At 75.0% G+C, this 10567-nt stretch carries 10 protein-coding genes; 6 read left to right on the forward strand and 4 right to left on the reverse strand.

Features of this window, described 5'->3' with window-relative positions; genetic code table 11:
- Positions 1 to 18: 18 nt before the first annotated feature.
- Together IPL61_21390 and IPL61_21395 are read right to left on the reverse strand one after the other, a co-directional pair.
- Positions 19 to 717, reverse strand: coding sequence for a hypothetical protein (locus tag IPL61_21390; protein MBK9033786.1), 699 nt, complete (start codon positions 715 to 717; stop codon positions 19 to 21).
- Between the two features lie 20 nt (positions 718 to 737).
- The gene (locus IPL61_21395; GenBank protein MBK9033787.1) at positions 738 to 1115 is read right to left on the reverse strand and encodes a hypothetical protein; all 378 of its coding nucleotides are present in this window, start codon (positions 1113 to 1115) and stop codon (positions 738 to 740) included.
- A 1027-nt stretch (positions 1116 to 2142) separates the two neighbouring features.
- On the opposite strand from IPL61_21395, the gene proC reads away from it, so the two are divergent.
- Genes proC through IPL61_21410 form a run of 3 tightly spaced genes read left to right on the forward strand, consistent with a single transcriptional unit; the run spans position 2143 to position 4576 of the window.
- The gene (gene proC, locus IPL61_21400) at positions 2143 to 2925 is read left to right on the forward strand and encodes a pyrroline-5-carboxylate reductase (GenBank protein MBK9033788.1); all 783 of its coding nucleotides are present in this window, start codon (positions 2143 to 2145) and stop codon (positions 2923 to 2925) included.
- The gene (locus IPL61_21405) at positions 2922 to 3215 is read left to right on the forward strand and encodes a DUF167 domain-containing protein (GenBank protein ID MBK9033789.1); all 294 of its coding nucleotides are present in this window, start codon (positions 2922 to 2924) and stop codon (positions 3213 to 3215) included. The genes proC and IPL61_21405 overlap by 4 nt, the downstream gene beginning before the upstream one ends.
- The gene (locus IPL61_21410; protein ID MBK9033790.1) at positions 3212 to 4576 is read left to right on the forward strand and encodes a hypothetical protein; all 1365 of its coding nucleotides are present in this window, start codon (positions 3212 to 3214) and stop codon (positions 4574 to 4576) included. The genes IPL61_21405 and IPL61_21410 overlap by 4 nt, the downstream gene beginning before the upstream one ends.
- A 9-nt stretch (positions 4577 to 4585) precedes the next feature.
- Here the strand turns inward: IPL61_21410 and IPL61_21415 are convergent, their stop codons facing one another.
- Both IPL61_21415 and IPL61_21420 read right to left on the reverse strand, forming a co-directional pair.
- Positions 4586 to 5371 (reverse strand): dioxygenase, encoded by a 786-nt coding sequence (locus IPL61_21415; GenBank protein MBK9033791.1) that lies wholly within the window; start codon positions 5369 to 5371, stop codon positions 4586 to 4588.
- Between the two features lie 66 nt (positions 5372 to 5437).
- Positions 5438 to 7396 (reverse strand): ATP-binding protein, encoded by a 1959-nt coding sequence (locus IPL61_21420; GenBank protein MBK9033792.1) that lies wholly within the window; start codon positions 7394 to 7396, stop codon positions 5438 to 5440.
- A gap of 276 nt (positions 7397 to 7672) precedes the next feature.
- Between IPL61_21420 and IPL61_21425 the strand changes: the two genes are divergently transcribed.
- The 3 genes from IPL61_21425 to IPL61_21435 all read left to right on the forward strand — a co-directional run.
- Positions 7673 to 8869, forward strand: a complete 1197-nt coding sequence (locus IPL61_21425) for a hypothetical protein (protein ID MBK9033793.1) — start codon at positions 7673 to 7675, stop codon at positions 8867 to 8869.
- Entirely contained in the window at positions 8850 to 9422 is a 573-nt protein-coding gene (locus tag IPL61_21430; GenBank protein ID MBK9033794.1) for a hypothetical protein, read from the forward strand. Before IPL61_21425 ends, IPL61_21430 begins: the two co-directional genes overlap by 20 nt.
- Positions 9423 to 9469: 47 nt before the next feature.
- The coding region (locus tag IPL61_21435; GenBank protein MBK9033795.1) for a PAS domain-containing protein at positions 9470 to 10567 on the forward strand (1098 nt) is incomplete at its 3' end.

Below are 10567 nucleotides of genomic sequence, written 5' to 3' on the forward strand. Positions count from 1 at the left end.
ACGGGGTGTGAGGGCCGGTCACTGCGGCGGCGGCCAGCCGCCACCCTGGGGCGGCGGACCACCCTGGGGCGGCGGACCCCCGAAGCCACCCTGGGGCGGCGGACCCCCGAAGCCGCCCTGGGGCGGGCCACCGTAGCCGCCCTGGGGCGGGCCACCGTAGCCCGGCGGCGGACCCCCCTGCGGCGGACCACCGTAGCCGGGCGGCGGGCCGCCGTAGCCACCGGGCGGGCCCTGGGGCGGCTGCTTCTTGCCCTTCACCATGTCCATGATCGAGTCGTACGCCGCGGGCGCCGTCAGCATCAGCACGCCGAAGTAGGCGAGCAGCATCAGCACCATCCGCACCAGCATCAGGAACCACTCGATGAACTTCACGTGCGGGAAGTGGATCAGGATCGCCAGCATGAGCAGGACGATCTGCGCGACGAGCCACACCAGCAGCAGCGCCGTGACGTGCGGGGCGAACGCGTCGACCGCCTGCATCGCCGGCGGCAGCTTGCGCGCCGGCACGACGAAGATCACGCAGGCGACGCCGATGAGCAGCACCACCACGGTCAGCACCGCGTAGAGCTTGAACAGGGCGCCCGGTGCGTCGAACAGGTCGAACGCGTCGATGAACGGCACCAGCAGCGAGACCGCGCCGACGGCGATGATGATGCGCGCGATCTGATCCTCGGGGTTCGCGAGCCGCGCCAGCAGGCCGAACACCAACGTCGACATGCCGATCGCGTAGAAGCACGTCAGGGCGAGCGGCTCGGCCTGACCCCGGCAGGCGCGCCGATGCCGTTGATCAGCACGCCGGCGTAGGACACGCCGAACGGCAACCACTCGAGGACGATCGGCGGCACCTTGGCGCGGATGTCCTTGGGCGCGGCGGCGACGAGCAGGTACGAGGCGGCCGCGAGCAGCGGCCACACCAGGCCCTTGAACGCGTTGCCCTTGAACGCGAACACCAGCTTGGGGCTGAAGCGGAGCGGAATGAAGATCGCGATCAGCAGCGCGACGCCCAGGACCATGAGCGCCATCTTCTGCAGGTCGACGTCGCGCAGCTTGGCCAGCGGCACGCCGAACAGCGTGCCGGGCTTGGACTGCGGCAGCGCCCGGGCCCAGTCATCCATCGGGCCGGGCAGGTTCTGCTGCGGCGGTGCGAAGCCCTGAGGCGGACCACCCTGAGGTGGGCCACCGAAGCCGGGCGGGGGACCACCCTGCGGCGGACCCCCGAAACCGGGCGGCGGACCACCGAAGCCACCCTGCGGCGGACCACCAGGCGGCGGGCCACCGAAGCCACCTTGGGGCGGACCACCCTGCGGCGGACCTGCGAAGCCGGGCGGGGGACCACCCTGCGGCGGACCTGCGAAGCCGGGCGGGGGACCACCCTGCGGCGGACCTCCGAAGCCGGGCGGGGGACCACCAGGCGGGGGACCCCGAAACCACCCTGCGGCGGCCCACCCGGCGGCGGACCCCCGAAGCCCGGCGGCGGACCGCCCGGCGGCGGACCACCGAAACCACCCGGCGGCGGACCACCCGGCGGCGGACCACCGAAACCACCCGGCGGCGGACCGCCCGGCGGCGGACCACCGAAACCACCCGGCGGCGGACCACCCGGCGGCGGCGCACCGAAGCCCGGCGGCGGACCACCCGGCGGCGGCGCACCGAAGCCCGGCGGCGGACCACCCGGCGGCGGCGCACCGAAGCCCGGCGGCGGACCACCCGGCGGTGGCGCGCCCGGCGGCGGGCCACCGAACGCAGGCGGCGGCGGCGCTGCGGGACCGGGCGGCGCCGACGGCGCCGGCGGCCCCGGCGGCTTGGGTGCGGGCGCGGCCGCGCCGGCCGGCCCGAGCTTGGGAGCCGCGTAGCCGAACATCGTCTTCGCAGGTCCGCCGGCGGGCGCAGCAGGCGCGGCGGGCATCGGTCGCCCGCACGTGCCGCACGCCGGCGCGGTCATCAGCACGGCCGCGCCACAGAACGGGCACGGCCTGGTTGGTGTCGCCATGGCTATCGCTCTCTCCCGGGTTTTGGGCCGCACCGTAACGCGCCGACGGAACGACGGTCAACGCGAGGGACCCGCGATCGCGCGCCCGTGGTACATCGCGAGGCGTGACCGCTCGACTCGACAAGACCATCGGCTTCCTCGGCGCAGGCAACATGGCGGAGGCCCTCATCCGCGGCCTCGTGCAGGGCGGCGTCGTCGTGCCGGAGCGGGTGATCGCGTCGGGGCCGCGCGGCGATCGGCTGGCCGAGCTGGCCGAGACCTACCGCATCGAGACCACGACCGACAACGCCGCCCTCGCGCGCAAGTCCGAGATCGTCGTGCTCGCGGTCAAGCCGCAGATCCTCGAGAAGGTCGTGCGCGAGGTCGCGGGCGCGATCGGGCCCAACACGCTGGTGGTGTCGGTGGCGGCGGGCGTCGACACGGCGACCATCGAGAGCCACCTGCCGTCGGGCGCGCGGGTGGTGCGGGCCATGCCCAACATGCCGGCGCTGGTGTGCGCGGGCGCGACCGCGATCGCGCGTGGCCGCCACGCCACCGACGGCGACGTGCTCGAGGCCAAGACCATCTTCGACGCGGTCGGCCTCACGATCGTGCTCGACGAGAGCCAGCTCGACGCGGTCACCGGGCTGTCGGGCTCAGGCCCGGCCTACATCTTCTTGATCCTCGAGGCGCTCGCCGACGCCGGCGTCAAGGTCGGCCTGTCGCGCCGCGACGCCCAGAAGCTCGCGGCCCAGACCGTGATGGGCTCGGCCAAGCTCCTGCTGGACACCGACGAGCACCCCGGCAAGCTCAAGGACATGGTGACCTCGCCCGGCGGCACCGCGATCGCCGGCCTGCACACGCTCGAGGAGGGCGGCCTGCGCACGACCCTGATCAACGCGGTCGAGACCGCGACCAAGCGGGCGCGCGAGCTGGGGCGCGGCGGCAAGGGATGACGTTCGTGCGCGCCACCGCGGACGGGGTCACGCTCGACGTGCTCGTGCAGCCGCGGGCGTCGCGCGCGCGGCTCGGCCCGATCCACGGCGATCGCGTCAAGCTCGCGGTCACCGCGCCGCCGGTCGACGGCGAGGCCAACGCCGCGGTGATCGAGCTCGTGGCCAAGGCCCTCGGCGTCGCCCGCGGCGCGGTCGCGGTCACCGCCGGCCACAGCTCGCGGCGCAAGACCGTGGCGATCCGCGGCGTCGACGCCGCGCGGGTCGCGGCCGCGATCGCGGAGGCGCCGTGACCCGGGGCTGGGCGCTGGCGGCGGCGGCGGCGCTGTGCGGCTGCGGCGGGCTCACCGGCACGATCGCGCTCGACGTCGTGACCGCGCCCGGCTCGACCGTGCTCGACGACGTCGTCCGCGCGCGGCTGACGCTGTCGTCGCCGCCGACCGTGGTCGAGGCGACCCGCGGCGCCGACGGGACGTTCCGGCTCGAGCTCGAGGTGCCGGCCGACGGCCCGGCCGGCCAGCTCACGTTCGAGGGCTTCGACGCCGGCGATCAGCGCGTCGCGATCGGGCGCACGCCCAACCTGCCGGTGGCCGCGATCGACGCCGACGTCGCGATCTACGTGGCCGCGCCCGACACGCTCGCCGCCGCGCCGGTGACGCTCGATCCGGCCCGGGCCGCGGTCGGCACCGCCGCCTATCCGTTCGGCGTCCTGGTGGCCGGCGGCCGCGACAGCGCCGGCGTCGCCAGCGATCGCGTGGCGATCTACAACGTCTTCACCCACGCGTGGCAGGCCGGCGTCGATCTGCCGGCGCCGCGGGTCGCGCCGACGATCGGCGCCAGCGCGCTGGGCTACGCCTACCTGCTCGGCGGCGACGACGCCAGCGGCGCGCCGACGGGGACGCTCTGGCGCTACGACACCACCGCGGCGCCGGCCGGCGCGGTCGTGGCGCTGGCCGAGCAGCCGACCCTGGCCCGGACCGGCGCGCCGATCGCGCTGGTGCGCAGCGAGGGCTTCATCGTCGGCGGCGCCCCGCCGCTGGTGATCGACGGGTTCACGCGCACGCTGACGCCGGCGACGGCGCTGCCGACGCTGGCCGGCGCCGCGACGTCGGTGGTCGTGCCCGGGGTCGGCGCCGACGGGCAGGGCGCGCTGTTCGCGCTGTTCGTCGGCGACGGCAGCGGCGCCAGCGGCGTGGTCCGGATCGACGCCGACGGCGCCACCGACGAGGCCTCGGCCCCGGCCAGCGCGCGGCGGCGCGGCCACGGCGTGGTCGCCACCGCCGACGGCCGTGTGCTGATCATCGGCGGCGAGGTCGGCGGCGTGCCAACGGCCAGCGCGATCGTCGCGAGCCCGGCCAGCCAGCTCTACGTCGAGATGCCCGACGTGCTGATCACGCCACGCACCGGCGCCGCGATCGCCGCCGCGGGCGGCGTGCTGGTGGTCGCCGGGGGCCGCGACGCCGCCGGCGTGGTGGTCGGCACCGCCGAGATCCTCGATCTGATCACGCTGGCGCACCGCGCGACCGTGCCGATGGTCGTGCCGCGCGCCGACGCCGTCGCCCGCCCGCTCGACGACGGCCAGGTGCTGATCGTCGGCGGCGTCGACGCCGACGGCCGGCCGGTCGGCACGCTCGAGCTGTTCACGCCGTCGTGATCGCCGCGGTCACGGCCACTCGACCGAGCGCATCGACAGCGAGCCCAGCGCCCAGCCGGTGACCGGGTAGCGCGGCGGCGGCAGCGCGGCGCCGTCGGCCGCGGCCCCGGCCGCGACCAGCAGCGGCGCCAGGTGCTCGACCGACGGGTGGGCCTCGCGCAGCGCCGGCGCGTCGTCGAGGATCCGCGCGAGCGCCGCGCCGTCGCCGCGATCGAGCGCCGCGACCAGCCAGGCCTCGAACGCCTGGGCCCACGGCTCGGGCCCGGCGGCGCCGCCGCGCCAGGCCAGGCGCCCGAGGTTGTGGACCGCGCCGCCCGAGCCCAGCACGAGCACGCCGTCGTCGCGCAGCGGCGCCAGCGCGCGCCCGAGCGCCAGCCAGCCGGCCGGGCCCTGGCCGAGCGGCAGCGCCACCTGCACGACCGGCAGGTCGGCCGCGGGGAACATCTTGCCCAGCGGCACCCACACGCCGTGGTCGAGCGGGCGCGTCGGCTCGGCCCGCGCCCCGGTGGCCGCGCGCACCTGCGCCGCCAGCTCGGCCGAGCCGGGCGCCGGGTACTGCACGCGGTAGAGGTCGTCGGCGAAGCCGCCGAAGTCGTACAGCAGCGGCGCGCGCGCCTCGACGCCGGTGCGCGGCGCGGCCGCGACCCAGTGGGCCGAGACCACGACCAGCGCGCGCGGCGCTCGGGCGCCGGTGAAGGTCGCGCCCCACGCCGCCAGGTCGGCCGCGAAGCCGCCGTCCTCGAGCGCGAGCGTGGGCGCGCCGTGGCTGATGAACCCGATCGGGAGGCGCGTCATGCGGTCATCATGACGACGATGCGGGCCGGGCCCAAGGCGGCGCGCCGGGACAGTCCGTTCGCGCGATCAGCGCTTGACGACCCGGCCCAGCTCCTCGGACTCGACCGCGCACGCCTGCTTGAGGTGGTGGTGGTGGAGCGCGCCGCCGTCCTCGGCGGCCAGGAACGCGGCGCGGATCGCGGCGTTGCGGATGTTGCCGCCGCTGAACTCCCAGCGCTCGGCGATGTCGTCGAGATCGAGATCGGCGTGGAGGTGGCGCGGGTCGGGCAGGTGGCGACGCCACAGCGCGGCCCGGGCGTCGGCGTCGGGCGTGTCGAAGTCGACCCGGAACTGCAGCCGGCGCAGGAACGCCTCGTCGATGCCGACCAGCGCGTTCGTCGTCAGGATCGCGATGCCGTCGAAGTGATCGAGCTTCTGCAGGAGGAAGTTCACCTCGAGGTTGGCGTAGCGATCGTTGGCGCTCTTGACCTCGGTGCGCTTGCCGAACAGCGAGTCGGCCTCGTCGAACAGGAGCACCGCGTGGCCGTGGCGGGCCTCGGCGAACAGCCGCGCCAGGTTCTTCTCGGTCTCGCCGACCCACTTCGACACGATCTGCGACAGGTCGACCCGGTACAGCGCGATGCCCAGCTCGGTGGCGATCACCGACGCCGCCAGGGTCTTGCCGGTCCCGGGCGGGCCGCTGAACAGGGCCGCGATGCCCTCGCCGGTGACGTGCTTGCCGAGCCCCCACTCGCGGTACACGCGCTCGGCGTGGCGGCGGTACAGCACCATCTCCTGCAGGCGGGTCGTGGTCTCCGCCGGCAGGATCAGCGCGTCCCAGCCGACCCGGCGCGCGACCCGCTCGACCAGGTTGCCCAGCCGCGGTCGCAGGGCGTCGGCGATCGCCGCCTGGGCCGCGGGGCTGGGATCCTCGAGCGTGCCGCGGTGGTGCGCGTCGACCAGCGCCTCGACCTGGCCGATCGCCGGCGCCAGCGGCGCGATCGCGCGCGCGGTGATCGCCGCCGCGTCGGCGACGCCGTCCTGCTCGAGCCGCGCCTGCGCCAGCAGCGTGCCGGCGCCCGGCGCCAGCCGCAGCATCGACACCACCGCCAGCGCCTGCGCCAGCGGCGTCGGGACCGGATCCTCGTCGGGCGCGTACAGCAGGATCGCGGCGTCGAGGCGGCGGGCCGCGTGCACGGCCGCGCCCAGCCGGCGCGCGATCACCAGCGGATCGGGCTCGCGCTCGGGCGCCAGATCGAACGCCGGCACCGCGCCGGCGAGCGCCGCGTCGCGCACCAGCCGCGTCCAGCCCAGGTCGAGGCTGGCGTCCGACGGCAGCGCGCAGGTCCACAGCGCCGCGCCGTCGCGCGCGGCCAGGACCCGGCCGATCGTGTGCAGCGACCACGGCGAGGGGCCCACGACCAGCAGCGGCCGCGCGAGGTCGGGCAGGCCGATGGTCGCCGGCTCGAGCGTCGGCGCCGCGCCCGGCGGCGTGCTGTCGGCCACCGCCGTCGGCGTCGGGATCGGCCCGCCGCGCACCGCCGCGAGCACCGCCGCCGGCACCCGCACCGGCGCGGTCGCGGCCAGCCCCAGCGTCGGCTCGATCTCGAGCAAGCCCAGCCCGACCAGGCCGCGGTCGCCGCCGAGCCGGGCCGCCAGCGCCAGCCGCGCGGCCTGATCGGGCTCGGCCAGATCGAGCAGCAGCCCCAGCGTCGTGCCGCCGCGCGGGGCCAGGGCGTCCAGGCTCCGCGCCAGCGCGCCGTCGAGCAGCGGCGCCACCGCCAGCGCCAGCAGCACCAGCTGCGCGGGATCGCCGTCGAGCCAGCGGGCGATCCGCGCCAGCGGCCCGCGGCCGGCCCGCGGCCAGCTGGTCAGCACCCGCGCCGCCAGCGTCGGGATCTCCGCGACGCGCTCGGTCAGGGCCGCGCGATCGCTGTCACCGGGGCCGGCCTGGTGGCCCTCGGCGCCGAGGCGCAGCCACAGCCGGGCCGCGGCCGCGCGGCCCAGGGCGAGGACCTCGGCGGCGCGATCGACGGGGCTGTCCATTCGACTTTCGACGATACAACGCGCGGTCGATGGTACGCTACCCGGCAGCGCCATGGCCGACCCAGACAAGCTCCAGCGTCTCGACAACGAGCACGAGGTCACCGACGACGTGCTCGTCGCCAACACCAACCAGGACCAGGCCGCCGGCAGCCCCGGGCGGGGTACCTGGGCGGCGATGCCAAGGTCAAGACCGGCACGGCCGGCGTCACCGGCTTCGACGATCCCGACGCCCAGACCTACGCGCACGGCGCGATGATGGGCGCCGGCGGGGCCTTCATGAAGGACCCGCTCTGGAACCAGATCTTCAAGGCGCTGTGGGCCGAGGAGTTCGACCGCATCGCCGCGATCAAGAACATCCGCGACGTGATGCTCGCGCTCGAGAACAACCCGATCCTCGCCGCCTACGGCGAGTGCAAGACCCTCGAGAGCCGCGGCGAGGCCACGGGCCAGGCCGATCCCAAGGCCCAGAAGGTGCTGCCGCAGGAGTGGGACGTCTGGCTCGATCCCAAGGACCCGGGCGACCTGTCGAAGGTCAAGATCGCGCACGGCAACTTCTGGACGACGGTCATGCAGAGCGCGACCAAGGGCCAGCAGGACAAGGTCGTCGGCTACGGCCGCGACGACGTCAAGCACAGCAAGAACGGCGGCCAGTGGCTCGAGCTGTTCGGCAAGGCCGTGACGATGTACCGCGGCGGCGCCGCGCCCGACGGCGCGGCCGCCGACGGCGATCGCGCCGCCAAGATGCAGGCGGCGGCCTCGGCCACGACCGCCGAGGCCGCGGTCGCCATCGCGATCGACTTCCTGCGCAAGGACAACGGCGGCGGCCTCGTGCTCGACGTCAAGTCGACCTACTCGACGCCGGGCGACATCAAGATCTTCGTCGACATGCTCCAGGCCAAGGGCGTCAACGTCATCGGCGTCGGCACCTTCCGCCACGATCAGCTCGACGGGCTCGAGGCCGGCGTGCGCGCGGTCAAGTTCTACCACGGCATCACCGGCGTCGAGAACGCGGCCAAGGACCGCTCGCTCAAGACCGGCGATCACCTGATGTTCAACGCCGGCTCGCTCCTGTCCAAGAGCGGCGGCTGGGTGCGCGAGGAGAAGTACTCGATCGACGAGGGCGCGTTCCAGTCGCTGTCGACGATCGTCACCGACCTCGAGCTCAACGTCGGCCTGTACGTGCAAGAGGGCGACGTCGACGAGAAGGCCGTCGACGTCATCGTCAAGATGGTCAACAAGTTCCCGCACCTGTTCAAGGACGGCTTCGCCTACGGCAACCTGTCGGGCAAGGCCGAGACCGAGACCTCGGGCACCGGCATGGGCTCGCAGCAGCAGGCCGAGACGCATGGACAAGAGCAAGCAGGTCGGTGGCGCCGCCAAGGACCTCGGCGGCAAGGCGGTCGAGGCTGGCAAGGGCCTGTGGGACAAGCTCCCGTCGTGGTAAGCAGGCCGCATGGCCACTCACGACGATGAACAGGCCGCGCTCGCGGCTCGCCACCAGTTCGCGGTCGAGCGCCTGCGCGACGCGCTGCGCGTCGAGGTCGCGCGCTTCGTCGGCGCCGAGATCGAGCGGCGCCTGCGCGCGCGCCCGCACTTCTTCGGCCGGATGAAGCCGGGCCCGCGGGCGTCGCTGCGGCGGCGCGTCGACGTCGACAGCGACAAGGCGGTCGAGACGCTGGCGCAGCCGGTGACCGACCTGCGGGTCTACTACGGCGCCGAGACCCGGACCGCCGCCGAGGAGGACGCCGGCTTCGCCAAGACCGTCGGCGAGGCCGCGACCGGCGTCGCGCGGCGCCTGCTGTCCGAGCTGGCGTTCCCCGGCGACGACAAGCCCGATCGCGCCGACATCACCGCGGTCGACCTCGACGCCGAGTACGCGCTCGCGTTCGAGGCGTCGCCGTCGCTGGTGTGGGCGTGGCGCCGCGTGCGCGAGCTCGACGGCGTGCGCAACATGCTCGCCGACGGCGTCGCCGACGAGTCGTTCGAGGTGCGCTGGCACCTGCCCGAGCACGCGCCGCCGGCCTGACGACGATCGCGGCCCACCGCGGCCGAGGTCTCGGGTACGCTGCGGCCGTGGGCGACGATATGGACGAGCGGGACATCTTCGTGCAGGGGCCGGTGGTCATCTTCAAGTGGCGCAACGCCGCGGGGTGGCCGGTCGAGTACGCCTCGGCCAACGCGATCGAGGTTTTCGGTCACAGCGCCGACGACTTCATCAGCGGCCGCGTCAGCTACGGCGCGGTGCTGCACCCCGACGACGCCGAGCGGGTCGGGCGCGAGGTCGCGGACGCCACCGCGACCGGCGCGGCGACGTTCGCGCACGAGCGCTACCGGGTCCGCCACGCCGACGGCACGATCCGCTGGCTCTACGACTTCACGCGCGTGCTGCGCGACGCGACCGGCGCCGCCACCCACTACCTCGGCTACGTCATCGACATCACCGCGCGCATCGCCGCCGAGGACGAGGCCCGCGAGCTCGAGCGCCAGCTCCAGCACGCCCAGAAGCTCGAGAGCCTCGGGCTCCTCGCCGGCGGCGTCGCCCACGACTTCAACAACCTGCTGACCGGGATCCTCGGCCAGGCCAGCTTGGCCCGGCAGCGCCTGGCCGGCGTGCCGGGCGGCTTCCGCGACGCGCTCGATCAGATCGACGCGTTGACCCGCCGGGCGGCCGCGCTGACCCGCCAGCTGCTGGCGTACGCGGGCAAGGGCCGGTTCGTGATCGAGCCGACCGACCTCACCGAGATCGTCCGCGAGCTCGAGGGCATGCTCGCGGTCGTGGTGCCCAAGCAGACCGCGCTCCACCTGGATCTGGCGCCGGGCCCGGCGATGGTCATGGCCGATCGGGCGCAGCTGCAGCAGGTCGTGATGAACCTGCTCACCAACGCCGCCGAGTCGCTGCCCGAGGGCGTCGGCACGGTCACGGTCCGCACCGCGGTCGAGCGCTGCGACCGCGCGCGCCTCGCGAGCTGCGCCACCGCCGTCGGCGGCGCCGAGCTCACGCCCGGGACCTACGTCACGCTCGAGGTGCGCGACACCGGCGCCGGCATGGACGCCGCGACGGTCGAGCGGATCTTCGATCCGTTCTTCACGACCAAGGGCGCCGGGCGCGGGCTGGGCATGTCGGCGGTGCTCGGCATCGTGCGCGCGCACCAGGGCTGCGTCCGCGTCACC

Source organism: Myxococcales bacterium (assembly GCA_016717005.1).
Lineage (GTDB): Bacteria > Myxococcota_A > Polyangia > Haliangiales > Haliangiaceae > UBA2376.

Bases quoted from the DNA above. Each gene is read 5' to 3' on its own strand.
- IPL61_21390 (MBK9033786.1), bottom strand. From the start codon at position 717: ATGTCGACGTTGGTGTTCGGCCTGCTGGCGCGGCTCGCGAACCCCGAG.
- IPL61_21395 (MBK9033787.1), bottom strand. From the start codon at position 1,115: ATGGATGACTGGGCCCGGGCGCTGCCGCAGTCCAAGCCCGGCACGCTG.
- proC (MBK9033788.1), top strand. From the start codon at position 2,143: ATGGCGGAGGCCCTCATCCGCGGCCTCGTGCAGGGCGGCGTCGTCGTG.
- IPL61_21405 (MBK9033789.1), top strand. From the start codon at position 2,922: ATGACGTTCGTGCGCGCCACCGCGGACGGGGTCACGCTCGACGTGCTC.
- IPL61_21415 (MBK9033791.1), bottom strand. From the start codon at position 5,371: ATGACGCGCCTCCCGATCGGGTTCATCAGCCACGGCGCGCCCACGCTC.
- IPL61_21420 (MBK9033792.1), bottom strand. From the start codon at position 7,396: ATGGACAGCCCCGTCGATCGCGCCGCCGAGGTCCTCGCCCTGGGCCGC.
- IPL61_21425 (MBK9033793.1), top strand. From the start codon at position 7,673: ATGAAGGACCCGCTCTGGAACCAGATCTTCAAGGCGCTGTGGGCCGAG.
- IPL61_21430 (MBK9033794.1), top strand. From the start codon at position 8,850: ATGGCCACTCACGACGATGAACAGGCCGCGCTCGCGGCTCGCCACCAG.